At 40.8% G+C, this 26,472-nt stretch carries 22 protein-coding genes; 8 read left to right on the top strand and 14 right to left on the bottom strand.

Translation table 11 applies throughout. The features are described from left to right. Positions 1-78: 78 nt before the first annotated feature. On the bottom strand, positions 79-1,794 hold the full coding sequence (locus MKL36_RS17815; protein ID WP_000871878.1) for a cation acetate symporter: 1,716 nt from the start codon (positions 1,792-1,794) through the stop codon (positions 79-81). Between the two features lies 1 nt (position 1,795). Beyond that, a complete protein-coding gene (locus tag MKL36_RS17810) occupies positions 1,796-2,128 on the bottom strand; it encodes a DUF485 domain-containing protein (protein WP_000372818.1) in 333 nt (110 codons plus the stop codon). A gap of 183 nt (positions 2,129-2,311) precedes the next feature. On the opposite strand from MKL36_RS17810, the gene MKL36_RS17805 reads away from it, so the two are divergent. After that, positions 2,312-5,809: a hybrid sensor histidine kinase/response regulator gene (locus MKL36_RS17805; RefSeq protein ID WP_001089744.1), complete on the top strand. Its 3,498-nt coding sequence runs from the start codon at positions 2,312-2,314 to the stop codon at positions 5,807-5,809. Positions 5,810-6,202: 393 nt separating this feature from the next. Continuing rightward, positions 6,203-6,970 (top strand): hypothetical protein, encoded by a 768-nt coding sequence (locus MKL36_RS17800; RefSeq protein ID WP_001026735.1) that lies wholly within the window; start codon positions 6,203-6,205, stop codon positions 6,968-6,970. A 42-nt stretch (positions 6,971-7,012) separates the two neighbouring features. Here the strand turns inward: MKL36_RS17800 and MKL36_RS17795 are convergent, their stop codons facing one another. Continuing rightward, the gene (locus tag MKL36_RS17795) at positions 7,013-7,663 is read right to left on the bottom strand and encodes a response regulator (RefSeq protein ID WP_001023261.1); all 651 of its coding nucleotides are present in this window, start codon (positions 7,661-7,663) and stop codon (positions 7,013-7,015) included. Positions 7,664-8,039: 376 nt separating this feature from the next. On the opposite strand from MKL36_RS17795, the gene msuE reads away from it, so the two are divergent. Next, on the top strand, positions 8,040-8,777 hold the full coding sequence (gene msuE, locus MKL36_RS17790) for an FMN reductase (protein WP_000145704.1): 738 nt from the start codon (positions 8,040-8,042) through the stop codon (positions 8,775-8,777). A gap of 44 nt (positions 8,778-8,821) precedes the next feature. After that, positions 8,822-9,934, top strand: a complete 1,113-nt coding sequence (gene sfnG / locus MKL36_RS17785) for a dimethylsulfone monooxygenase SfnG (RefSeq protein ID WP_000192764.1) — start codon at positions 8,822-8,824, stop codon at positions 9,932-9,934. A gap of 93 nt (positions 9,935-10,027) precedes the next feature. Here the strand turns inward: sfnG and MKL36_RS17780 are convergent, their stop codons facing one another. Next, on the bottom strand, positions 10,028-10,441 hold the full coding sequence (locus MKL36_RS17780; protein ID WP_001019415.1) for an Lrp/AsnC family transcriptional regulator: 414 nt from the start codon (positions 10,439-10,441) through the stop codon (positions 10,028-10,030). 105 nt (positions 10,442-10,546) lie between these two features. On the opposite strand from MKL36_RS17780, the gene MKL36_RS17775 reads away from it, so the two are divergent. Continuing rightward, on the top strand, positions 10,547-11,089 hold the full coding sequence (locus MKL36_RS17775) for a cysteine hydrolase family protein (protein WP_021510200.1): 543 nt from the start codon (positions 10,547-10,549) through the stop codon (positions 11,087-11,089). A gap of 46 nt (positions 11,090-11,135) precedes the next feature. On the opposite strand, the gene acs is transcribed toward MKL36_RS17775, so the two are convergent. After that, a complete protein-coding gene (acs, locus tag MKL36_RS17770) occupies positions 11,136-13,085 on the bottom strand; it encodes an acetate--CoA ligase (protein WP_001002965.1) in 1,950 nt (649 codons plus the stop codon). Between the two features lie 294 nt (positions 13,086-13,379). On the opposite strand from acs, the gene MKL36_RS17765 reads away from it, so the two are divergent. Continuing rightward, positions 13,380-13,955 (top strand): DUF805 domain-containing protein, encoded by a 576-nt coding sequence (locus tag MKL36_RS17765; protein ID WP_000457175.1) that lies wholly within the window; start codon positions 13,380-13,382, stop codon positions 13,953-13,955. 112 nt (positions 13,956-14,067) lie between these two features. Next, positions 14,068-15,048 carry a mechanosensitive ion channel family protein gene (locus MKL36_RS17760; RefSeq protein ID WP_000752853.1) on the top strand — a complete coding sequence of 327 codons (981 nt, stop codon included), beginning with the start codon at positions 14,068-14,070 and terminating at the stop codon, positions 15,046-15,048. On the opposite strand, the gene MKL36_RS17755 is transcribed toward MKL36_RS17760, so the two are convergent. The 5 genes from MKL36_RS17755 to prfB form a co-directional block, all read right to left on the bottom strand. Next, a complete protein-coding gene (locus MKL36_RS17755) occupies positions 15,028-15,735 on the bottom strand; it encodes a 16S rRNA (uracil(1498)-N(3))-methyltransferase (protein WP_021510201.1) in 708 nt (235 codons plus the stop codon). The two genes, MKL36_RS17760 and MKL36_RS17755, sit on opposite strands and share 21 nt — an antisense overlap. Next, positions 15,732-17,024 (bottom strand): 3-deoxy-D-manno-octulosonic acid transferase, encoded by a 1,293-nt coding sequence (locus MKL36_RS17750; protein ID WP_000224857.1) that lies wholly within the window; start codon positions 17,022-17,024, stop codon positions 15,732-15,734. The genes MKL36_RS17755 and MKL36_RS17750 overlap by 4 nt, the downstream gene beginning before the upstream one ends. Positions 17,025-17,192: 168 nt before the next feature. Then, entirely contained in the window at positions 17,193-18,251 is a 1,059-nt protein-coding gene (locus MKL36_RS17745; RefSeq protein ID WP_000819048.1) for an alkene reductase, read from the bottom strand. 28 nt (positions 18,252-18,279) lie between these two features. Next, positions 18,280-18,582 carry an ArsR/SmtB family transcription factor gene (locus MKL36_RS17740; protein WP_000350419.1) on the bottom strand — a complete coding sequence of 101 codons (303 nt, stop codon included), beginning with the start codon at positions 18,580-18,582 and terminating at the stop codon, positions 18,280-18,282. Positions 18,583-18,781: 199 nt separating this feature from the next. Continuing rightward, positions 18,782-19,877, bottom strand: a protein-coding gene (prfB, locus tag MKL36_RS17735) for a peptide chain release factor 2 (protein WP_096640204.1) whose coding sequence is annotated in 2 segments (ribosomal slippage) — positions 18,782-19,804 and positions 19,806-19,877 — 1,095 coding nt in all. Because the reading frame shifts where the segments join, the coding sequence is not laid out codon by codon here. A 392-nt stretch (positions 19,878-20,269) separates the two neighbouring features. Here prfB and MKL36_RS17730 point away from each other — a divergent pair. Further along, a complete protein-coding gene (locus MKL36_RS17730; RefSeq protein WP_000731729.1) occupies positions 20,270-21,037 on the top strand; it encodes a putative porin in 768 nt (255 codons plus the stop codon). A gap of 44 nt (positions 21,038-21,081) precedes the next feature. Here the strand turns inward: MKL36_RS17730 and recJ are convergent, their stop codons facing one another. The 4 genes from recJ to guaB form a co-directional block, all read right to left on the bottom strand. After that, positions 21,082-22,782: a single-stranded-DNA-specific exonuclease RecJ gene (recJ, locus tag MKL36_RS17725; RefSeq protein ID WP_000161615.1), complete on the bottom strand. Its 1,701-nt coding sequence runs from the start codon at positions 22,780-22,782 to the stop codon at positions 21,082-21,084. Then, positions 22,783-23,439, bottom strand: a complete 657-nt coding sequence (gene pdxH / locus MKL36_RS17720) for a pyridoxamine 5'-phosphate oxidase (RefSeq protein ID WP_001286113.1) — start codon at positions 23,437-23,439, stop codon at positions 22,783-22,785. A 10-nt stretch (positions 23,440-23,449) separates the two neighbouring features. Next, positions 23,450-24,787 carry a phosphoglucosamine mutase gene (gene glmM / locus MKL36_RS17715; protein ID WP_000119870.1) on the bottom strand — a complete coding sequence of 446 codons (1,338 nt, stop codon included), beginning with the start codon at positions 24,785-24,787 and terminating at the stop codon, positions 23,450-23,452. Between the two features lie 149 nt (positions 24,788-24,936). Beyond that, entirely contained in the window at positions 24,937-26,403 is a 1,467-nt protein-coding gene (gene guaB, locus MKL36_RS17710) for an IMP dehydrogenase (RefSeq protein ID WP_000956023.1), read from the bottom strand. Positions 26,404-26,472: the final 69 nt, after the last annotated feature.

Below are 26,472 nucleotides of genomic sequence, written 5' to 3'. Positions count from 1 at the left end.
GAGCTTCTTTCAATACACTTTATGAGATAAATAAAAAAAGCCCCGTAGGGCTTTTTTGTGATGTTCAATATATTTTGATTAGTGATCTGATGCGCCAGAAGCACCAATACCTGTCATTGAACGAACATATTGAGCGTCGAAAGAAGCGCGTTCTTTTTTCGCACGTGCTGAGCTGTCAGTTACCGAGAAGAACCAGCAGCAAAGGAACGACAAAGGCATTGCAAATAATGCAGGACCATTGAACGGGTTAATTGGGGTATCAGAGATTTTTAAAGTATCTACCCATACTGCTTTAGACAGAATAATGAGTACAACCGCTGTTACAAGACCAACTACGCCACCAATGACCGCACCACGAGTTGTTAAACCTTTCCAGAACATTGAAAGAACAAGAATTGGGAAGTTTGCACAACACGCTACAGAGAATGCTAAACCTACCATGAATGCTACGTTTTGCTTTTCAAACAAAATACCTAAAATCATGGCAAAGATTGCTAAACCAAGCGTCGCGATTTTTGACATGCGAAGCTCTGAAGCTGGCGTGGTTTGACCTTTTTTAAATACGTTAGCGTATAAATCGTGTGAGATCGCAGATGCACCTGAAAGTGTTAAACCAGCAACAACAGCAAGGATCGTTGCGAACGCTACTGCTGAAATGAAGCCCATGAATAAGTCACCGCCTAAAGCGTCACTTAAATGCACGGCTGCCATATTGTTACCACCAACAAGCTCAAGTTTGCCGGTCATTGCCATTTTCGCAACATCAAGGAATTGCGGGTTGTTTGATACGAAAAGGATCGCACCGAAACCAATAATGAAAGTTAAAAGATAGAAGTAACCAATAAAGCCTGTTGCAACGACAACCGATTTACGAGCTTCTTTTGCGTCTTTTACCGTGAAGAAACGCATAAGAATGTGTGGAAGACCTGCTGTACCAAACATGAGTGCCAAGCCAAGAGATAAGGCATCAATCGGGTTTGCGGCAAGTTTACCTGGTCCCATAATTTTTGCAGCATCTTCAAAGCTTACATCATGAACTTTACTGAACACTTCAATTGATTGGGTGAACATGTTACTAAAGCTGAAACCAACCGCTTTCATCACCATAAAGGCCATGAACGTTGCACCACTTAATAACATCACTGCTTTAATGATTTGTACCCATGTGGTTGCTAGCATGCCGCCGAAAATAACGTATGCCATCATGAGCAAGCCGACAATCACAACTGCAATGTTATAGTTCAAACCAAATAATAGTTTGATGAGCTGACCTGCCCCTACCATTTGTGCAATCAAATAGAATGCGACTACAACAAGCGAGCTGAAAGCAGCTAAAGTACGAACTGGTTTTTCTTCAAGACGGAATGACACTACATCTGAAAGGTTATATTTACCAAGGTTACGTAAGCGTTCTGCCACCAAGAATAAAACGATTGGCCAACCGACCATGAACCCGAGTGAATAAAGCAAGCCGTCAAAACCTGAGCTAAACACCATTGCAGAAATACCAAGAAATGACGCTGCTGACATATAGTCACCCGCAATCGCCAAACCGTTTTGGAAACCACTGATCCCACCACCAGCAGTATAGAAGTCTTGCGCCGATTGAGTTTGTTTAGCCGCCCATTTGGTAATAAACAAGGTAAAGCCAACAAAGATGATAAACATGATAATGGCATGCCAGTTGGTAGCTTGCTGTTCTGCTTCACCTAAGTCCGGGCTTGCCATAGCAACAGTTGAATATAGCGATGCTGCTGCCAATAAGGCTTTCGCTTTGAATGAATTCCATTTCATATTAGTGTAGTCCTTTCTCATGCGTGATGGCTTCAACTTCCTTCAACGCTTCTTCACTCAATTGGTCAAGGGTATTATTTGCGATATAGGAATACACACCACAAAGTAGGAAAGATAAAACAATAATTCCTAAACCTAGCGGGATCCCCCATGTCGTTACACCACCACTAAAGGAACTCATCAAAAATTCTTTGTTGTAGCCCACAAGTAGCATAAAGCCCACATAAAGCACTAACATGATGATTGTGAGCGTCCAGCTTAATGCACTTTTTTTCTTGACCATTTTTTGAAACTTTGGATTACGTAGAATCTGTTCTACTTGGCTTTGATCCATAACCAAACTCCTTACATAGTGCCCAACCTTGGTCACTTTTTTTTAATGTATTTTTTCATTATTAAAGTTAGCAAGATTCCAGCTCAGTCGTAACTTAGACTTTGGTCGTTAAAATTTAATCAATTTATAGCTTTGTTTCGGCTTGGGTTATGATAGGCATAAGGTTTCACTTATGTAGGTCATATGAACAGCTGGCTGATTATTGGGGTGCTCACTCTTTATATTGCGCTTTTATTTGTCTGTGCTTTTTTTGGTGAGAAGCATGCCAGTCGTCTTAGCACGCGTGGCCGTATGTTTTTATTTAGCTTAACTTTAGGTGTCTATTGTTCCTCTTGGACATTCTATGGGGCAACTGGGGCTGCCGTACGTGAAGGCGTTATCTTCTTACCTATTTATTTAGGTCCACTGTTATTTGTCTGGTTTGGTTATGATATCTGGCGGCGTCTAGGTCGAGTTCGTCAGCATCATGCGATTTCGTCAATCGCTGACTTTGTCGCGGCGCGCTATGGTAAAAGTGGTGTACTCGCATCGTTGGTCACTATTCTTGCCGTTATTGCGATTATCCCCTACCTCGCGTTACAGCTGCGTGCGATTGCGTTAAGTACCTCGGTCATTATGGAGCAAAGCTCGCATATTCATACGACGACTAACAGCGTATTATTGCTCACCAGTGTGCTTGCGATTTTGGCCATGATTTTTGGTACAAGGCAGATTGCAAACACGGAGCAACACGGCGGCCTCATGCTTGCGGTTGCATTTGAATCATTTGTGAAGTTATTTGCCTTACTTTGTGTCGCTTTATTTTTTATTTTTGAATCACCGGCCAACCTGAGCCAAATGACCTCTGATGTAAACCAAACTTTTCAGGAAGTTCAGCTCTTTGGTGTACCCGAAACTTTCTGGATTCAAACATTATTGGCAGGTTTAGCTATTATTTGCTTACCACGTCAGTTCCACGTGGCTGTGGTCGAACTCCGCGATGAGAAGCATATTCGCGGCGCTCGTAAATGGTTCGCGGTTTATCTCATTTTAACTATTCTTGCCATTATTCCGATTGCAAGCTGGGCTTTACATGCCGCACCGAAGTTTCTGACTGTGCCTGATGTGGCTGTGCTGTCATTGCCTTTAAGTTATAACCAAGAGTGGCTGGCATTACTGGCCTTTTTAGGCGGGTTCTCTGCATCAACAGGTATGTTACTGGTGTCATCAGTAGCATTGTCTATTATGCTCAGTAACGACTTGATTATGCCTGCTCTATGGCGATTTAAGTTGCTGTCACGTCACGATAAGCATTTACCTAAAGTTCTTAAATTTAGCCGCCGTATCAGTATTGTTGCGGTGATGCTACTTGGCTTTTTATTCTTCCATTTCTTTAATGACATTAACCAACTTTCAGTTTTCGGCTTATTGGCCTTTAGTGCTGTAGCACAGTTTGCACCTGCCCTGATTGGTGGTTTGTATTGGCGTGGCGGAAGTCGTCAGGGTGTCTATGCAGGACTTATTATTGGATTTTTAATGTGGAGTTATACATTACTATTTCCAACTATTTTGCGTAGCTTGCCTGAAGCCTATCAGGAAACTGCTCAAAGTATTTTACTTTTCGGTCCTTTCGGCATTAATGCCCTACGCCCAGAATCTTTATTTGGTTTTGAGTCATTTGCACCTTTAACTCACGGTGTTATTTGGTCACTCGGTTTAAATATTGTTTTGTACATTTGGATTTCAAAAATTTATCGGCCAAGTGTCGCTGAACAAATTCAGGCAGAAAGCTTCTTTTATTATGAAACAAAGCCTTTACCATCACCGCACACCTCTACTGATTTAACCTATCTTCCTCATGATGCGGCCCGCTTAAAAGTGGGTGATTTATTTGCCCTAGCCAAAAGAATTACGGGTGAGCAACCCACTACGCAAGCGTTCGAAAATTTTTGTGAGCAAAATCACCTCACCCTCAACCCAAATAGTATTGCCAATGGCATGTGGTGGCGTTTTACCGAGCAATATCTGGCCGGTATTATCGGTGCCGCTTCTGCACGTACGTTGCTCACAACAGCAATGATTAATAACGGTCTCGCTTTAGGGCAAGTGGCTAATATTTTAGACCAAGCATCGCAGTGGCAACGTTTTAATCAGAACCTTCTTATGACCATGATTGACCACATGACCCAAGGGGTAAGCGTGGTTGATAAAAATATGTGTTTGGTCGCATGGAACAATCAATATTTAAAACTGTTTGGTTACCCAAAAGACCTCGTTTATGTGGGCTGCCCAATTGCCGACCTCATTCGTTATAACGCCGAGCGCGGTGAATGTGGCCCCGGTTCAGTTGAAGAACATGTGCGTAAACGTCTTCACTGGATGAAAGTGGGAAGTGCTCATGAATTTGAACGTATTCGTAAAGATGGCCGTGTAATTCAAATGCGAGGAAATCCAATCGCAGGTGGAGGCTTTGTAACGACATTTGCCGATATTACGGCCTTCCGTGCGAACGAAGCCGTGCTTGAAGCCCGCGTAAAAGATAGAACACAACAGCTTGCCGATGCCTTAACTGAACAACAGCTTGCACGTGAACAAGCCGATATGGCCAATATGTCAAAGAGTCGATTTATTGCCGCGGCAAGTCACGATCTATTACAGCCTATGCATGCTGCTCGTCTGTTTAGTACCGTTCTTGAGCAAAGTATTTCGACCGAAGAAGACCGCCAGACCCTACAACAACTTGACCGAGCACTCTATGGAGCAGAAAGTATGCTCTCTGCCCTACTCGATATTGCGCGTTTGGAAGGCGGCACCATACAGCCAAAAAGACAACCTTATCCGTTGCATGATTTACTCAGTGATCTTGAGTTGCAGTTTAAATCGATCGCTGCTCAGCGAAATATCTCACTGAAAGTCCACGATGTGTCTTTCTGGATCGATACCGACCCGCAGTGGATTCGTCGTATTATCCAAAACTTTGTCAGTAATGCTTTGCGTTATACCGCCAAAGGTCGAGTGGTGGTGGGTGTACTCCGCTCTGCGCAGCAGTCTGGACATATTCGAATTGGGGTTTGGGATACTGGACCTGGTATTGCCGAAGAACAACGGATTAAGCTATTCCAAGAGTTTGAGCGCTGTGGGCATTTATCACCTTGGGGTGAACAAGGTTTAGGGCTAGGACTTGCCATCGTACAACGTATGACAGGTTTGCTAAATTACCCTGTTCATGTTTACTCAGAGTTGGGCAAAGGCTCATGCTTTATGATTGAAGTACCTATTGTCGAGCCACCAAAAGTTGCAACACCAGCTGTACAAGCCGTACCTTTAAAAACTAAAGCCTACCGTATTTTGTGCCTAGACAATGATGAAACTATTCTTGAAGGAATGAGTAGTTTATTAGGAAGATGGGGTTATCAAGTTTTCAAAGCGACTGAACCTGAACAGGCGCTAGAAATTATTCAAAAAGAGAATATTCAGGTTTGGCTCATTGACCAGCATTTAAACCACAATCAACTTGGCGTTGATTTTATTACTCAAAATCGTCAAGAAGATGTTCCTGTTGCCTTAATCACAGCGGACTCGCACCCAGAGTTACCGCAGCAATTAAAAGAACTGAATATTGTTTTACTCAAAAAACCGTTAAAACCTGCTTCATTAAGAGCATGGTTATCTGGGCTTAAAATTGCCAGCACGACAGACTAATCATTTATCGCTTCCCAACCTTTAATAATTTTGGGGAGCGGTTCTTGGCAAAAATGTTTGACTGAATTTAAGCCAATAGGCAGAACTGCTCAAAAAGTCTACTTTTACTCAGTAAATCATTGACCAAAATTTCCAATGCCTTTTTTTCTATGGCAAAGCCCACCTTTTTTGTAAGTGAACACTTGTATACTTAGTTACAATTTAATAAATCATTGTTTTTATAATAGATTATCTACAAAAAATCACCTTATACGACTTTAGTCGTATTCTACTTGCATTCTTCATGACACATAAATATTCAAAACGAATTTTTAAATTGTATAACGAATTATCAAATCGATTTCCAATCTATATAGCTTCACTGCTCTAGAATGAATGCAAAGGATAACTGCCATGAATATTTCTGATAACACCCCACAAGGGCAACTCTCGTCTCAACAATTTTATCGTCAATACAGTGCCAATGCCCTACTTCCTGAGTTAGATTGGCAAAGTATTTTTCCGCATAGCAAGCTGAGCGAAGCACATATCAAAGCACTCAATACTATTTATCAGTGTGCTGTACCTCTCGCACTTAATGTATTTCATGATCTAAATTTTGATGTATTTGCGCCTGCTGCCTATCATCCGCAAGGCTTAGGTTTATTTGATAAATTAGCGCAACAAGAAGAGAACTTCTTAAAAGTCCTTACTGCTGAAAGTGAAAACCTTGATCATGAAACACGCCATCAAATCTGGAGTATGCTTCTACGCGGTGGTGCTGTTCTGGTTTTCAAGGCTTGGCTTGGTCATGTCAAACTCGGAGAAAACCAGTTAGATATGACTCAGTTCGATGAGCTTTCTGACTTGCTGTTTATTAAGACACCTCCACATCAACTTGCTGAACGTTTGCATGTAGATGAAAAAGCAAAACTTGACCATATCTTCTTAATGTATGGCAATGATATTTTCCTTGACCGGTTCAATAGCCTAGAAACCGCAGCTCTCTTTGTTGATTTAGGTGTTTATGATGCGGCTTTCTTAAGCTTGCGTGATGACCGCGTGGCTGAATATTTAAAAAGCAAAGGCTATGTGACCCAAGAACAAATTGATGATTTGCAATGTGCGCTTAACCCACTGTACTGCGACAGCCTAACACCTAAGCAAGATTGCCTTGCCTAAGTGGAACATATAAAAAAGACCTCAATTGAGGTCTTTTTTATTTTAGATTTTTTTATCTTCAATATTTAATGCACTAATTGCCAATACAGCCTGTGTACGATTTTGTACGCCTAGTTTTCTAAAAATAGCGGTTACGTGCGCTTTGATAGTAGCCTCTGAAACATCGAGTTCATAAGCGATTTGTTTATTTAATAAACCTTCTGCAACCATCATCAAAACTCGGAATTGCTGAGGCGTTAACGACTGAATACGTTCAGCCAAAGCAGTTTCATCTGCCGCTCTCGGGTCAAGATTAATATTTGATGGCAAGTTTGGCGGTAACCAGATTTCCCCATCTAACACTTGACGGATTGCTTCACCAATATGACTTGGATGAGCCGATTTAGGAATATAACCCATTGCACCATGCGCAATTGCACGTTGAATAATTGACGCTTCTTCGTGTGCAGAAACCACAATAATAGGAATAGATGGATATTGTGCTCTTACATAGACCAGAGCCGAAAAGCCTGAAGCACCCGGTAAGTTTAAATCGAGTAATACCAGATCAGGTTCTGCCCCATTTTCCAAACGCTCATAAAACTCATCAACCGAAGCTGTTTCATGAATTTGTGCCTGCGGCAGGCTATAACGTACTGCTTGAATCAAAGCATGACGAAACAAAGGATGATCATCAACGATTAAAATATTCATAAGCGATTAAAGTAATCTTGAGCATAAGTATGGCCTATTGTAACCCTACTATTTAGATGAAAGATATGCTCATCTTATCCATTTTTATGCAAAATGTTGTTAAATACAGACCTTTGCTCCGATTTGCAGATGTTTTTTACCTTTTAATCAAAATTAATCTGTTTTTTATATAAGCTTTATTTTTATTCTAAAAAATATATCATCAATAATTATATAAAATAAAAACAGACATTTAACTCACTATTAAATAATAAAAAACAACTATTCGGGTTTTATATTTAAAACTGATAAGGTTGACCAATTTCGTTATTTTACAGTTCGCCAGCATTGTTGATTAATAAGTCCAATCTTCTTTTTTAGGCTTAGGAACCAAATCATGACTGGTATCGCATCATCAAAACCCTTAAATATTGTTGCTGTTTCTGGTGGTTTGAATACGCCATCTAAAACCGAAAGTCTGGTTCAGGCCATTCTTGATGAGTTATCTGAAGCAATTGATATTAAAGTTCACTTTATTAAATTGAGTGAAATCGGGCCCTTATTAGGCGGCGCATTTTATCGCAACCAGCTTCCGCAGCGCGTACAAGATGACCTTGCAGCGGTTGAAGCAGCAGATGCCTTAATTGTTGGTACGCCTGTCTACCGTGCTTCTTTTACAGGCCTTTTCAAACACTTTTTTGACTTCGTTGAACAAACTGCATTAGTAGATGTACCTGTACTTTTAGCTGCGTCAGGTGGTAGTGATCGTCATGCATTAGTACTAGAGCATCAGCTTCGCCCATTGTTTAGCTTCTTTCAGGCGCAAACTTTACCAATTGGCGTATACGCAACAGATCGCGACTTTACTCCTGAATATACGGTGAAAAGTGAACAGTTATCTGACCGTATTACGCTAGCCGTAGCGCGTGCATTGCCAATTTTAGAATGGGCACCAGCGAAAGGTAAACGTGCTGAAGTGGTTAAACCTAAATCTCAGCAAGCGAATCAAGAGCTCGGTATTAACAAGCAAATTGAGCAAGAAGAAGTATTGCCTTCAGCAGCTGTACCAAATCTCGATGCAGCAGAATCTCGTTTGCATCATAAGTCCGGTAAATCATTAACGCATGTTGCCTAAGCGCAATATAGCTAAATAAAAATAACGAATGGGGAGAGAGCACCATGACGCAATTACAACAACCAATTAAATTTGCTTATTGGGTACCAAATGTAAGCGGTGGCCTTGTCGTAAGTAACATCGAACAGCGTACAGACTGGAGTTATGACTACAATGTTCGACTTGCACAGGCAGCCGAAAACAATGGTTTTGAATATGCGCTCACCCAAATTCGTTTTACGGCAGGGTACGGGGCAGAAAACCAGCATGAATCTGTGAGTTTCAGTCATGCATTACTTGCAAAAACTGAGAAACTTAAAGTGATTGCGGCTATTCTGCCCGGCCCTTGGAAACCGGCACTTGCAGCTAAACAACTCGCAACGATTGATTATCTAACTCAAGGTCGTATTGCCATTAATGTGGTAAGTGGCTGGTTCAGAGGTGAGTTTGATGCGATTGGCGAAGAATGGCCTGAGCATGATGAGCGTTATGTTCGCTCTGAAGAGTTTATTCGCACGCTAAAAGGAATCTGGACCACAGATAACTATAGTTTCGATGGTAAGTATTACCAATTCCAGAACTACACACTTAAGCCAAAACCTCTGCAAAAACCACATATTGAAGTCTTTCAAGGTGGTAGTTCACGTGCCGCACGTGACATGGCCTCTCGTGTGTCTGACTGGTATTTTACCAACGGTAATACCGTCGAAGAAATTCAAAAACAGGTCGAAGATATCCGAGCCAAAGCAAAAGCCAATAACCATCAAGTTAAAATTGGGGTAAATGCTTTTATTATTGCTCGAGATACCGAAGAAGAAGCAAAAGCAGTACTTCAAGAAATTATTGATAAAGCCAACACAGAAGCAGTAAATGCGTTTGGCGATGCAACTCGTGAAGCGGGTGCTGCTTCACCAGAACAAGAAGGCAACTGGGCAAAATCAACTTTTGAAGATTTAGTTCAATATAACGATGGCTTTAAAACCAATTTAATTGGTACACCTCAGCAAATTGCAGAGCGTATTGTGGCGCTTAAAAATGTAGGTGTCGACTTGGTTCTTTCAGGTTTCTTACACTTTATTGAAGAGGTGGAATACTTTGGTGAAAAAGTTCTGCCGCTCGTTCGTCAGTTAGAACTACAACAGGAAAAGGAGGTAGAAATTCAAGCTAAATCAGCCTAAAACCTCCAGTTAAAACAGCGCAAGACAATAAAAACAATAAATAAAAATAAAGACATATTGGCTCCAAGACTCGGCTTGGAGCTTTTATTTTTTTTAAGCTTTCTCTACTTCTCGAATGACAGTTTCAACTGAGTAACGACACCATTTTGAGAGGACTTCAATAAAAGCATTGAGTTCTGCTGGTTCGAAATGACTAACGATCATATAACAAGCATTACCCATAACTTTAAAGCACTCATCGATTTGTTCATATTGCTTCACTAAATTTTCAATTTCTTCAAAGGAGCGTTGTTCATTTAAATGCAAATGAATAAATTGTTTATGCCTGTATTGCACAGCAATGGTGTAATTTTTAATAACGCCTGCATCCATTAACTGAGCAATTCGCGCTCCTACTGCCTGTCCTGTCCGATGAACACGCTGCCCAATTTCTTTATTTGTTAAGCGAGAATCTTGCTTAAGCAATGCAATAATTTTTAGATCAATAGGGTCTAATTCAATATTCATTTTTCATAACGAAAGAAAACTGGCGATAATGCTTTCATAGGACTATAGCCGATTTTGCGGGCAGAGAATAACCTTGTTTTATCTTATACCAACAAGAGTATTCTCATGAAACAAGCACTATTAGTTATCGATGTACAAAATGATTATTTTAAAAATGGCAAAATGGAATTGGTTGGACCAGATCAAGCGCTCGATAAAATAAAACAGCTCGAGCAATATTTTAATGAAAAAGGTTTACCGATTATTTATGTGCAACATATTAACCCGCCACAAGCCAGCTTCTTTCAAGAAAATACTGAAGGTGTGTTACTTCATCCAGAACTCAGTGCTGGCAGTGATTCATTAATCGTGACAAAGCATTATCCAAACAGTTTTTTAGAAACCAATTTAAAAGAACTTTTAAAAGCACATCAAATTGAACAACTCGTGATCACAGGCATGATGACACATATTTGTATTGATTCTGGCACACGTGCAGCCAAAGAGTTAGGTTATCAACCCATCTTAATTGGAGATGCCACTGCGACCCGTGATTTAAGCCATAACGGAAAAACTGTTAAAGCCGAAGATGTACAAACTGCTTTTTTAGCTGCTCTTGGTATGTTTGCAAGCGTACAAAATACTGCTGAATTTCTAGCAAAATTTTAAACAGGTTTAATAAAAAAGCCCCTATCGGGGCTTTTTTATTAAAACGTTATTTTTGTCTATCAGGATAAACTGTCGCAATCAGTTGATCCACCACTGCTGGTTCAGCTAGGGTTGAGGTATCGCCCAAACTATCCAGTTCATTCGCTGCAATTTTTCTTAAAATACGGCGCATGATTTTACCCGAACGAGTTTTAGGTAATGCCGGCGCCCAGTGCAGTGCATCTGGTGAAGCTACTGGTCCGAGTACTTTACGTACCCAGCTAATTAACTCTTTACGCAGTTCTTCCGACTCCGGAACACCCGCCTGCAAAGTCACAAAAGTACAAATACCCTGCCCTTTAATATCATGCGGCATACCTACAACAGCAGCCTCTGCCACCGATTCATGCGATACAAGAGCACTTTCAATTTCAGCCGTACCTAGACGGTGGCCTGAAACGTTTAAGACATCGTCAACACGACCCGTGATCCAGTAATAGCCATCTTCATCACGGCGGGCGCCATCACCTGTAAAATAAGTATTTTTAAAGGTCGAGAAGTAAGCTTCAATAAAGCGATCTGGGTCACCCCAAATGGTACGCATCTGGCCCGGCCATGAATCTTTAATCACAAGGTTACCTTCGGCAGCGCCTTCTAGTTCATTGCCTTCACCATCGACAATAGCTGGTTGAATACCAAATAAAGGACGCGTTGCCGAACCTGGTTTTAAAGCTGTTGCCCCCGGTAATGGCGCAATCAAAATACCACCTGTTTCGGTTTGCCACCATGTATCAACAATTGGACAGCGGCCTTCACCAACAACGTTGTAATACCAGTTCCAAGCCTCTGGGTTAATAGGTTCACCCACTGAACCTAACAAACGCAAGCTACTGCGGTTACTTTCACGTACATACGAATCACCCTCTCGCATCATGGCACGAATCGCGGTTGGCGCTGTATATAAAATAGAGACTTTATGTTTATCGACCACATGACCAAGACGTGCCCATGTTGGATACTGAGGCACACCTTCGAACATTAAGGTCGTCGTACCATTTGCTAGTGGTCCATAGATTAGATAACTATGGCCTGTAATCCAGCCGACATCAGCGGTACACCAGTACACATCATCTTGTTTTAAATCAAAAACTTCTTTAAAGGTACTCGCCACATACACCAGATAACCACCTGTCGTATGCAACACTCCTTTAGGTTTACCCGTCGAGCCAGAGGTATAAAGAATAAATAAAGGGTCTTCGGCCTTCATTGGTTCTGGAGGACAGTTTGCATCCACCTCCATAATAATAAGGTGATACCACAAATCACGACCCGGCTTCATCTCGATTGGGTTTGCATTACGGTAAACCACAATCACATTTTCAACGCATTCTGTGCCCGGCAATGCTAGAGCCAAATCAACATTTTCTTTAAGTGGTAACAACTTACCGGCACGTAGGCTTGAGTCAGCCGTAATCACAAGTTTAGCTTGGCTATCTTCAATACGACTCGCCAACGAGTCTGGTGAGAAACCACCAAATACCACGCAGTGCACCGCACCAATACGGGCACAGGCTAACATGGCAATTGCAGCCTCAGTCACCATTGGCATATACAGCACAACGCGGTCACCTTTACCAATGCCATATTTCTTTAAAACGTTGGCGAAACGGCAGACTTCGTCGTGTAATTCTTTATAAGAAACAATTTTATGACGAGAAGGATGATCACCTTCCCAAATAATTGCAGGTTTGTGAGGGTGTTCTTTAAGATGCCTGTCCAAGCAGTTTGCTGATACGTTCAACTCACCATCAGCAAACCATTCAATCTTGAAATTGTCTTTGTCAAAACTGGTATTTTTAACTTGGGTAAATGGCTTTATCCAATCGACAATTTTAGCTTGCTCTGCCCAGAATTCATCTGGGTTCTCGATAGAGTGTTGATAACGTTTAAAGTAGTCTGCTTCAACAGTACGAGCAGTTTTTTTAAATTCCTCTGGTACTGGATAGATCTCATTCATACGCAACTTCCTTGATCTTGTGCATCCCATCTCGAGACTGTGGCTATTATTTTACTGGATCTTATTTGTTTGCCTTTTCAGTATGATGACTCTTTCAAAGCCTAGACAATGCGACTTTGGTCATATATTAATCACTTACTCAAGCATACGAAATTGTGAACATTTTTATAAAATTAAGTTGATTTAAAACATTTGTCTATAGCTTTTACTTTTATAATTTTTTTAAGTTTTGATGGTTTTGACCATCAACAAAGATTATTTTAGCTTTTAGAAGCAGTGCAGGAATAAAATAAGATGTTTGCCGAAACTCCCTCTTCACGTCCACCTCAACTCCCGTTTAAAGACAGCCCTTTTTCAATTCATGGTCGCTTTAACCGAATGAGTTATTTGGGTGGATATGGCCTGATTTATTTAGTCACAATCGTGGGCTATTTTATTCTGGCTTCGTTTCTTGGAAGTTTTCAGCTTTCAAGTGATCTATTTAATTTTGAATTTTACAGCTCTCTCTCCGGTATAAGTGCTTTAATGGTCTGGGCTTTCTGGCTATTTCTGATCTATCTCAACATTATTCTAGTCGTTCGACGCCTACACGATTTAAATAAAAGTGGCTGGATGGGACTACTGTTATTTATTCCAGTCGTTCAGTTCTTTTTTATGCTTTATTTACTGCTTGCTTCTGGTACAGCGGGCACTAATCAATATGGTCCTGTTCGGCCTTCAACGTTTATAGAAAAACTGATGGCTTGGCTTATTTTAATCGCTATTTTAATTAGCCTTATTTCTACAGCAGGCTTTTTTTACTACTTCTCTGGTACCGATACTATTCAAACCCCGACACAAATCTTACAAAAAGGAACGGAATACTTTTAATTAAAAAACACTTTATTATTTAGATGAACTCATTATAGTAGGCGCACATTTTATCTCCTACTATGATGGAAGCTGAAAAGGCTTTCTGAATTTATTCAATTAGAGACTTGTCGTGGCTGATGAACAAAAATCCTTAACGGATGTTGCAAAAAATACAGGCGAACTTTTGCAAGAAGCAGGTACTAAAACCACTCAAACAGTTTTAGCGCATACCGAGAAATATCATGATGCCTATACCACTATCGACAAAATCGTAGATAGTTTTTGGGAACGTGTACCTTATATCTGCATTGCGATTGTTGTTTTTCTTATTTTTTGGCTACTGACCAAATTATTTAAGTTCTTTGTTCGTAAGACTTTAGAAAATCGCTCTTATACTCGTCAAAATCTTGTTTTAGTTTTAAACCGTGTCGGTAGTACAGCGATCTTATTCTTTGGTTTCTTAATAGCTCTTGTCATTATGATTCCAGGGTTCACACCAGGCCAGCTCATGAGTGCACTAGGGATCGGTTCAGTCGCCATTGGTTTTGCATTTAAAGATATATTCCAAAACCTGCTTTCAGGTATTTTGATTTTATTGAGCGAGCCATTCCGTATTGGCGATTCAATTGTGGTGAATTCACTTGAAGGAACTGTAGAAGACATCCAGATCCGTGCAACCTTCCTACGCTCACCGGATGGTCGCCGTATTGTTATTCCAAATGCAACGGTTTATACAAGTGCCTTAACTGTTAATACTGCTTATCAACAACGACGCTGCGAGTTTGTAGTCGGAATTGGCTATGATGATGATGAGCAAAAAGCAAAACAGATTATTTTAGATATTCTCAATAATGATCGAAATGTACTGAGTCAACCTGCGTTTTCAGTTAACGTCACAGCTTTAGCAGATTTCTCGGTTAACCTGACTGTACGCTGGTGGGTTGATACCACTGAAACTGATATCTCTTCATCTATTAGTAATATTCAAGCTCAAGTAAAACAAGCTTTCAATGAAAATGATATTGATATTCCTTACCCAATTCAGGAATTAAAAATGGTATCTAATCCACCAGCTTTAAACCCTGAAACATCAGCTAAACAAACGACCTAAAATATAAGAAATAGACGTTTCGGTTCTTAAAATACGGTTGCCTAAGCTCATAGCTTGGCAGCCGTTTTTTATGAGCAAATCTACTTCGTAAGGAATAAATCCCCCTTCCGGCCCGACCACTACACTACAAGCATGGCTAATATTAATTGGCATACGCTGCTCAGCATAAGGATGAGCCACATAGGCAGGTGTTTCCTGCGTAATTAAGCTTGGCAAGACGTCTTCAACAAAAGGTTTAAAACGTTTATAAAGTTGAATTTCAGGAACAATTGTATCGCCTGCTTGCTCAAGTCCCAGCGTAACGTAGTTGTCTATTTGCTGTAAAAAAGGAGTTTGCCAATAGCTTTTATCAACACGATAACTATGAATCAGGCTTATCTTTTCAACCCCTAAAGTCACACTGTCCATAATTAGACGGCGTAAAACTTTAGGTCTTGGTAAAGCTACAATTAAATGAACCGGAAGTTTTGCTGGTAGTAGTTCTTCACGAATAGGCCGTATACGGACTTCATGCTCATTCATCGAAACAATTTCAGTGATATAACGGGCGCCGTTGCGAATACCAACTTTTAGGTTCTGGCCGACTGTAATATCAAGATGTTCACGCAAATGCTGTAATTGACGTTTTGAATGGATAGACCATGTATCCGACTGAACATCTTCAGGCTCTAGTAAAACAATATTCATGATTTTTCGGCCAGATAGCGATTAATCACCCCGATATGTTTTTGTAAGGAACCTTGATTACGTTGCAACACTTTATGCGCCTGTACCACTAACTGTTCAGTCGCCTCAGGTTCTGCCAGACATGCTAACCAGATATCAACGACCTGCTGTGCATCTTGAGCAATAAGCACAGCATTTTCATCAATGAACTCATCGACAATCGTTTGAAAGTTAAAATAACGCGGTCCAACCACAGTAGGTACATTTAAAACCATAGGTTCTAAAATATTATGCCCACCACCCGGCTCATTTAAAGAACCGCCTACAAAACACACCTGACTTAAGGCATACCATAACCAGAGCTCACCCATACTGTCAGCGAGATAAACTTGCGTGCTGGCATGAATACTTTGGCCCATACTTCTACGATGCGTAATTAAATTTAAATTTTGGCAAATTTCAAATACTTCATCGAAACGCTCAGGATGACGAGGCACCACAATACACACCAACTCACGATCTGAATTTAAATAAGGTGCGAGTGCTTCCAAAATTTGTTGTTCTTCGGGTGCATGTGTACTGGCAATCGTCACAACCTGCCGATTTTCCAGATACCACTGCTGATGCAATTGGGCAGCTTGTTTAATAAAAGCCTCTGGTGTATGGATATCAAATTTAATATTACCAACGACCTGACTTTTGTGTTCGTCTAAACCAAGCTCAACATAACGCTGACGAGTTGCACTATCTTGCGCTAACACCCAGTCCAGCTGTTTTAACATACCTGCGGTTAAACCCGAGACTTTGCCATATCCTTTTGCAGATTTTTCTGACAACCGAGCATTAAGCAGCAAACAAGGTACATGCTGTAACTTGGCTTGATCGATTAAATTTGGCCAGAGTTCAGTTTCAACCAGTGCTAAAAGCTTTGGCTGATATAACTCAAAAAATTTTTTTAAAAGAGGCTTCTGGTCTACAGGCAAATAAACGGCTTGAAATAAATCTAAATATGGTTCTTTTAGAAAAAGTGACTTGGCACGAGCCTGACCTGTTTTCGTGGTATTGGTCACTAAGACTGGCTGCCCAAGTTTTAGGTAATACTCAATTAAAGGCTGTGCAGCATTGGTTTCCCCGACTGAAACAGCATGAAACCAGATCGCTTTTACATTCTTCGGTGCTTCAAACGGCCCAAATCTTTCCAGACATTCCTGCTGATATAATTCTAGACTTTCTGCACGTCTTTTTATCCGCCAACGATAAAACGGTTTTAATAAATGAAGTGCGGTGTTGTACCAAAATGGGGTCGCCAAGCGATTTGCCTCAAATAGTCAAAATTCAAAAACTGCGGAAAATATAACATAGATAAAAAAAATGGCAGAGTTTCGATACCTAAACTCTACCATATACAAGAAAAGTCATCTACTGAACTCACGAAAGAGCAAGTTCAGCACATAGTAAATTTTAATAATATTATGAACTTATGAAGCTTCTAAAGCCGGATAGTCTGTATATCCTTCAGCGCCTTTAGCATATAAAGTCGTTGGTTGAAGTTCATTTAATGGTAAGCCTTGTTCTAAACGCTGTAAAAGATCTGGATTAGCGATATATGCTTTACCAAAAGATACAGCATCTGCTTGACCTTCACGCAAGATACGTTTTGCTGACTCTGGTGTCAGATTTTCATTGGCAATCCATACACCATTAAATTTTTTACGTAATTGTGGGCTAATACTATCAGCTGCTTCATATTCACGAGAGAAAATGAAAGCCACATTACGTTGGCTGAGTTGTTCAACCACATAACCAAATGTCGCTAGCGGGTTTTCATCACCCATATCATGCGAGTCGCCACGCGGTGCAATATGCACACCTACTCGGCCAGCGCCCCACACTTCAATAAAGGCATCAACTACCTCTAATAACAAGCGAGCGCGGTTTTCAACCGGACCACCATACTCATCATCACGCTGGTTAGTATTACTTTGAAGGAACTGGTCAATTAAATAACCATTTGCTGCATGTAGCTCAACGCCATCAAAACCTGCTGCTTTAGCCAATTCAGCTGAATGCTTATATTGAGCAACAATTTCCTGAATTTCTTCAATTGAAAGCGCACGTGGCGTTACATATGGACGTTTAGGGCGTAATAAACTTACTTCACCCGCAGGTTGAATCGCACTCGGTGCAACAGGAATATCACCATCTAAAAGCTCTGGATGTGAAATACGACCCACATGCCACAGTTGAACTACAATTTTTGAACCTTGAGCATGAACTGCTTCAATAATCTTATTCCATGCTTGTGCTTGCTCTTGTGACCATAGTCCCGGAGTATCTGCATAACCTACGGTTTTTGAACCAATCACTGTTGCTTCAGTGAGAATGAGACCTGCATTTGCACGTTGCTGATAATATTCCACCATTAAATCGTTTGGAACACGGCTTTCGCCACTACGCGCACGTGTTAATGGGGCCATTACCAGTCGATTTTTAATTTCAAAATCACCAACTGTTAAGGGAGTATTGAGTTCAGCCATGATCGCCTCGACTTACACTTTATTTGTTTTAAAGTGTCTGTTTTAAATGTTCGATATATTGCTGAATCAAAGCTTCGTTACGTGAAAAATAAGACCATTGTCCATATTTTTGGACCTGAATGAGACCCGCCTGCTGTAATACAGACAAATGATTGGACATTGTAGACTGAGCTACTTTACCCAAACGTTCAATATGACCTGCGCAAACCCCTTTTTCAAAACTACCACCACACTCTTCTACCGGTAAATAATGCTCCGGCTCTTTTAACCATTGCAGAATCTGCCGACGCAGAGGATTGGCTAGGGCTTTGCTAATTGCATCAATATCCATAGGCTCAACACGTCTTGTAAACGAACAAAGCTTTGTTCAGCATTTCGGAAACATAATATCGTATTTTGACGATATTCATATCTATTTTTTTCGATATTCATATCGTATTTTTCCGATTAACTTCCAAACACTGAACTGCTTTGCCGTTTTAATCGCTAAAAATTTAAGAGTTATAGAGAATTAAAAGTTCAAAAGACTCTTATAACCCCTGTTTTAAACTCGCTTCAATAAAACGATCAAGGTCACCATCAAGAACCGCACCAGTATTTGAATTTTCAACACCCGTACGTAAATCCTTGATTCGAGAGTCATCAAGTACATAAGAACGAATTTGGCTACCCCAACCAATATCAGACTTCGAGTCTTCAAGTGCTTGAGCGGCTTCATTACGTTTTTGCATTTCTAATTCATACAATTTTGCACGTAACTGTTTCCATGCATGATCACGGTTCGCATGCTGTGAACGTTGGTTCTGACATGCCACTACAATACCAGTCGGAATATGCGTCAAACGTACTGCCGAATCGGTTTTGTTAATGTGCTGACCACCTGCACCAGATGCACGGTAAGTATCAGTACGAACATCTGAAGGATTAATATCAATTTCGATATTGTCATCAACTTCTGGAGAAATAAATACCGCAGAGAAAGAAGTATGACGACGGTTACCACTGTCAAATGGTGATTTACGTACTAAACGGTGTACACCAGATTCTGTACGTAACCAACCATATGCATATTCACCTTCAACACGAATTGTTGCAGATTTGATACCAGCCACGTCACCGTCAGACACTTCCATAAGTTCTGCTTTAAAACCATGACGTTCAATCCAGCGCATATACATACGTAATAGCATTGAAGCCCAATCTTGTGCTTCTGTACCACCTGAACCCGCCTGAATCTCGACATAGCAAGGATTCGGGTCCATTGGATTGCTAAACATACGGCGGAATTCAAGTTTTGCTAATTCTTCTTCAGCAGTACTCAGTTCAGACTGAACATCTTCAAGCAAGCTTTCATCATCAGCTTCTACAGCCAAATCCAACATTGCTTTTGCATCTTCAAGCTGTGTAGATAAGCCATCTAATACATTAATAACGTTTTCTAGTTCGCCCTTTTCTTTCGCCATTGCCTGAGCACGGTTTTGATCGTTCCAGATCGCAGGGTCTTCTAACTCACGTAAAACTTCTTCTAAACGTTCTTTTTTTAGATCGTAGTCAAAGATACCCCCGTAGTGTTTGGCTACGATCAGTTAAGTCTTTCAATTGGTTTAGATAAGGATTAATTTCCACGCGAGTGTTCCCATAAAAGCAGATAAACAGTCGAATATTTTATCATAGCTACGGTTATCTTCGAACCTGCTTTAATCGCTAACTCTTATTTCAATGAATAAGTTTGCTAATTTTCTTTCAGTAGATTTTAAGCTTAACTCGTAACATCCCCATACAAAATTGGGTACTTTTCCAGCATTTTTAAGTTTCTACACAAAATCTCCTCATTTTTAATAAAATAAAACATTGTTTTTTTATTATTTAAAATCAATATATTAAATTAAATATAGTTACATAAAAAGCACATGGTTACAGTCCAGTTACTTGGACAAGATTGACGGTGAATGATTTTGCTCTAGACTGAAAGTTGTAACAAAACATTTATAAAATCGTTTTTAGAGGGGAGAGATTCCATGAAAAAACTAGCAATTGCATCAGCTCTTTTATCTGCTCTTGCAGTAAGTGGCACAGCAAACGCTTACCAAGCTGAAGTTGGTGGTTCTTACAATTATCTTGATCCAGATAACGGCAGCAGCGTAAGCAAATTCGGTGTTGATGGGACTTATTATTTCAACCCTGTTCAAACACGTAACGCACCGCTTGCAGAAGCAGCATTCTTAAACCGTGCAAGTAACGTTAACGCGCATGTTAACTATGGCGATAACAGCGGCACAAAAGACACTCAATATGGCGTAGGCGTTGAGTACTTCGTTCCTAACTCTGACTTTTACCTTAGCGGTGATGTAGGCAGAAACGAACGTGAAATCGACAACACTAATATCGACAGTAAAGTGACTACTTATGCTGCAGAAGTAGGTTATTTACCAGCTCCTGGTTTATTACTTGCTCTAGGTGTTAAAGGTTACGACGAGAAAGACGGTAAAGACGGTGCAGATCCTACCGTTCGTGCTAAGTATGTAACTCAAGTTGGTCAACATGACGTAAACCTTGAAGCTTATGGTGCGTTTGGTGACCTTGACGAATATAAAGTTCGTGGTGACTACTACATCGATAAAACTTTAAGTTTAGGTGTGGACTACTACAATAACGACTTAACTGATAAAGATGAATTTGGTATCAATGCTAAAAAATTCTTAAATCAGCAAGTAAGTGTTGAAGGTCGTGTTGGATTCGGTGATAACGACAACACTTATGGTGTTCGTGCAGCATACCGCTTCTAATCTAACCTAGATTAAAAAAAATCCGCTCAATTGAGCGGATTTTTTTATTGATTTAAATGCACAATGCGTAGCTGTAAGCTCACATTACCATTAAAGACATTACGGTCTATTTCATAAACCAAATGCACATGGTCTCGCATCGGATCAAACTCGAAGCGACCTGCCGCATTAAAAGCAATAGCATCGAAACTATATTGGTCTATCGCTAATCTAAGCTTTAAATGTGTCTCTTTGAGCCAACGAAAATCGATAACTTTAAAATATCCTTCAAATTGAGGCAGTGGAAATTTTTGTCCCCACGGACCTAATTGCTCAATCCAGTTTAAGGTATCTAATTGCAAAGCAGAGACAGGTAGCTCACCATCGGTCCATAATGTCGCTTGAAAGATTGATTCATCCATAGCAGCTACACAATCATTAAATACGGTTTTAAAAGCTTCAAAGTTTTCTTTACGAATCGTTAAGCCTGCCGCTGCCGCATGTCCACCAAAATGACTCACCAGCTCAGGATGTTGTTCGGCAACTTGTTCAATGGTATCTCGAATATGCACCCCATCAATGGAACGTGCTGAGCCTTTAATATGAATACCATCTTCATCTGGAGCAAACACAATCGTTGGGCGATGAAACTGTTCTTTTAAACGTCCCGCGACAATCCCGATGACACCTTGGTGCCAGTTTTCTTCAAACAGAACAAGCGCCGCGGGAATATCTTGTTGTGAGAGTTGTAAACTGTCTAAAGCAGATAAAGCTTGTTGCTTCATCTCCCCTTCAATTTGACGGCGATCGATATTTAACTGATTTAATTGCTGAGCAATGGGGTATGCAGTTTCCATCGTGTCAGCTAATAAACACTCGATCCCAATACGCATACTCTCCATACGTCCAGCAGCATTAATGCGCGGTCCGAGCACAAAACCTAAATCTTGGGCACGTATTGAAGTAGCTTCCCGACCAGCGATATCGAGTAAGGCTAAAATTCCCACTCGACACTGATGTTGCTGAATACGTTTTACACCTGCATCGACCAAAATACGGTTGTTATAATCTAGGACAGCAACATCAGCATAAGTTCCTAAAGCGACCAAATCTAAATATTGGGTAACTTTACTTGTGCTTTTACCCTGTCTATTGCGTAGGCTCGCCAAATTGGCAAGTACATAAAAAGCAACACCAACACCTGCCAATGCTTTACTTGGAAACTCACAGCCTAATTGATTTGGATTAACAACTGCTTCTGCAAGTGGTGTTTCTTTAGTCGTTAAATGATGATCAGTAATAATCACTTGCATGCCTAGGGCATGTGCTGCATCAACACCAGCATGGCTAGAAATTCCATTATCTACCGTAATTAATAGATCGGGTTGATAGGTGTGATGAGCAAGCTCAGCAATGGCAGGAGTAAGTCCATAGCCATATTTAAAACGGTCCGGTACCAGATAGTCGACTTGTGCTCCCATATCGCGAAGCACGAGCATCATTAAAGCAGTGCTGGTTGCGCCATCAGCATCATAGTCCCCCACAATAACTATTTTTTTCTGCTCATCGATGGCTTGATCCATTAATGCTACAGCAGCGTCCAACCCTTTGAGTTCAGGAGCCAGTAAATTCTTAAGCTTTAACTCTAGTTCTTGCTCGGATTGTACGCCCCGTCTTGCCAAAATTTCGGCAATAAACGGAGGCACGCCCTGAAACTGTTCAGGGCGTGTCAATAAAGGTCTTTGTTTAATTTGTATTTTTGTCATTTAAGGCATCAGTCGGTGCAACGTCCATTGACCGTCGATTTTTTCATAACTCAAGCGGTCATGTAAACGATTTGGTCGCCCTTGCCAGAATTCATAATAATCCGGCTGTAGACGGTATCCACCCCAGAACTCCGGCTTATCGAGTACTTCGTGGCTTTGAACTTGTTGTTGCAAGTCTTGAAAACGCTGTTGTAACAATTCGCGACTTTCAATTTTGCCACTTTGAGGAGTACTGATATGAGCTGCAATCTGGCTATCACGTGGACGTTTATGATAGTAGTCTGTAGATTCCTGTTCAGGAATTTTTACAACATGCCCACCTACTCGTACCTGACGCTCTAGACTTGGCCAATAAAATAACAATTCAGCATATGGATTTTCTGCCAAATCTATACCTTTTTGACTGTCATAGTTGGTATAGAAATCATAACCTGCTTCTGTCGCACCGCGTAACAACACAGTTCTGACATGCGGACGACCACTAGCACTCGCAGTTGCTAATGACATTGCATACGGTTCATGCAAGTTAGCTGCTAAAGCATGATTAAACCAACCTAGAAATTGCTCGTGGGGATTGCTAGCAACTTGAGTCTCGTACAACTCACCTTGTTCATAGCTTAAGCGCAATTCACTTAAGTCTTTAATGACATCACTCATGCCATACACCTTATGCGACTTGTGCCTGTGAACGAACTGCATTTGCTAAATGTTCAGCTAAAGTTTTCACTTCTTGCTCGTTATCACCTTCAACCATGACACGAATGACTGGCTCAGTTCCAGACTTACGAATTAAAATACGTCCACGTCCTTTGAGCTGCTCTTCAGCTTTATTGAACTCAGCAACTAATGCAGGAATAGAATATGGATCAAGCATTTGTTCCAAACGTACATTTACAAGAACTTGTGGGTACAGTTTAAAGCCGTTAACCAATTCGTGCAGCGCTTTGTTCTGCTCAACCATCACGGTTAACACTTGTAATGCTGCAATAATCGCATCACCTGTTGTGCTCTTGTCTAAAGTCAGAATATGACCAGAAGGCTCACCACCTGTTACCCATCCGTTTTCTTCTAGGGCTTGTAATACATAACGGTCACCGACTTTTGCACGAACAAAGCCAACATTTGCTTTTTCAAGCGCAACTTCAAGTGCCATGTTACTCATTACTGTACCAACAACACCTGCTGGCTTGTTTTTTGCCTGAGTCGCTAAAATATATAAGATGTGGTCACCGTCAATTAAGTTACCGAACTTATCAACCATCACTACACGGTCAGCATCACCATCAAAGGCAATACCTAAGTCAGCCCCATGTTCCACAACCGCTTTTTGTAAGCTCTCTGGATGAGTTGAACCACAGTTTTCATTAATATTTAAACCATCTGGCTCATTGTATAAAGCGACAACTTTAGCGCCGAGTTCACGGAAAACCGAAGGGCCAACGCTGTAAGCAGCGCCGTGAGCACAATCCACAACAATTTTTAAATTATTTAAATCAAAATGATATGGGAATGTAGATTTACAAAATTCGATATAACGACCATTTGCATCGGTCACACGAACACTTTTACCTAAGTTTGCAGTGTCTTCGATAAATAAATCTTTTTCTAATTCTTTATTAATTTCTTCCTGCAATGAATCTGGTAATTTTTTACCTTCACTTGAGAAGAACTTAATCCCGTTATCAAAATATGGGTTATGTGATGCAGAAATAACAATCCCTGCATGTGCATGTAAGGCACGGGTAAGATGTGCAATAGCCGGTGTCGGTAATGGTCCAAGTAAGTGAACATATACACCAGCAGCATTTAATCCCGCCTGCAAAGCAGACTCTAAAATATAACCGGATAAACGAGTATCTTTTCCTAATACAACAAGTGGTTTATTTTTCGGACTCGTTCGTTTTAATACCTTCCCTGCAGCAAAACCGAGTTTTAAAGCAAACTCTGGCGTAATCGGCATTTGCCCAAATTTTCCACGAATACCATCCGTTCCAAAATAACTCATAGCTTATCTCATTTTTACGCCACTTCAGCCGTGGCTCATTTCATATATGGCTATTCCGCCATATCTCTTTTCATCGGATTTACTTTACACCAAAAACAAAAAGCCGTCAGTGTACTGACGGCTTTCTTGATTGTTTTGGTTACCAAAATCTAACCAACACGATAGTTCGGAGCTTCTTTAGTAATCGTTACATCATGAACATGTGACTCAGACATGCCTGCTGAAGTAATTTTCACAAATTTCGCATTTTGGCGAAGATCTTCAATCACAGCTGAACCTGTATAACCCATCGATGAACGTAAACCACCCATCATTTGATGAACGATGTTACCCATTGGGCCTTTATATGGAACGCGGCCTTCGATTCCTTCTGGTACTAACTTCTCAGCACCCGCTTTTGAATCTTGGAAATAACGGTCAGCAGAACCAGTTGCTCCCGCCATTGCACCTAATGAACCCATACCACGATATGCTTTGTAGTAACGACCTTGGAAAAACTCAACTTCGCCCGGCGCTTCTTCAGTACCTGCAAGTAATGAACCAACCATGATCGTACTTGCACCCGCACCGATCGCTTTTGCCATATCGCCAGAGAAGCGGATACCGCCATCTGCAATTAAAGGAATTTGATCTTTTAGTGCGCTAGCAACGCTGTCAATTGCAGAAATTTGTGGCATACCGATACCAGCCACAATACGCGTTGTACAGATAGAACCAGGACCAATACCCACTTTTACAGCATCTGCACCTGCATCTAATAATGCTAATGCAGCATCACCAGTTGCAATGTTGCCACCAATCACTTGTACTTGAGGGAAGTTTTGTTTCACCCAACGTACACGTTCAATTACACCAGCAGAGTGGCCATGTGCTGTATCAACAACAATGACGTCAACACCAGCTTCAACCAATGCTTCCACACGACTTGGTGTATCAGCACCTGTACCTACCGCAGCACCAACACGTAAACGACCAAGATCATCTTTACAACTGTTTGGATAGCTCTCAGCTTTGCGGAAGTCAGTTACTGTAATTAAGCCTTTAAGTTCGTTGCTCTCGCCAACGACCAAGACTTTTTCAATACGGTGTTTTTGCAATAATGCTTGAATATTTTCTTTAGACTCGCCTTCACGTACAGTGACTAAACGATCTTGGCCTGTCATGATGTTGCTAACAGGTTGTTCTAAATTGGTTTCAAAACGCGTATCACGGCCTGTCACAATACCAACAACCTTGCCGTCTTTAACAACAGGTACACCACTAATGTTATTAGCAGAGGTAATTGCAATCAGTTCACGTACTGTAGTTTCAGGGCTTACAGTGATAGGGTCTTTCACCATACCCGCTTCGAATTTTTTCACACGGCGTACTTCTGCAGCTTGAGCAGCAATATCCATGTTTTTGTGCAAAATCCCGATACCACCATTTTGCGCCATTGCAATCGCCATACGTGACTCAGTCACTGTATCCATTGCAGCTGAAACTAATGGGATATTTAAATAAATGCCGCGAGTTAAACGTGTCTTTAGAGAGACATCTTTTGGGAGAACAGTAGAGTAGGCAGGAAGTAATAAGACATCATCGAAGGTTAGCGCTTCTTGAACGATGGTCAGCATAACAATCTCACTGGTAAATTCCGTGAGCTATTATAAACAAATTTCGATGCAATTTTCATATTATCTTTG

Origin of the sequence: Acinetobacter sp. AOR12_HL, from assembly GCF_027855275.1 — a bacterium.
Lineage (GTDB): Bacteria > Pseudomonadota > Gammaproteobacteria > Pseudomonadales > Moraxellaceae > Acinetobacter > Acinetobacter baumannii.
Note: the sequence above shows the minus strand (reverse complement) of the source record. Positions and strands in the feature narration are given on the sequence as shown.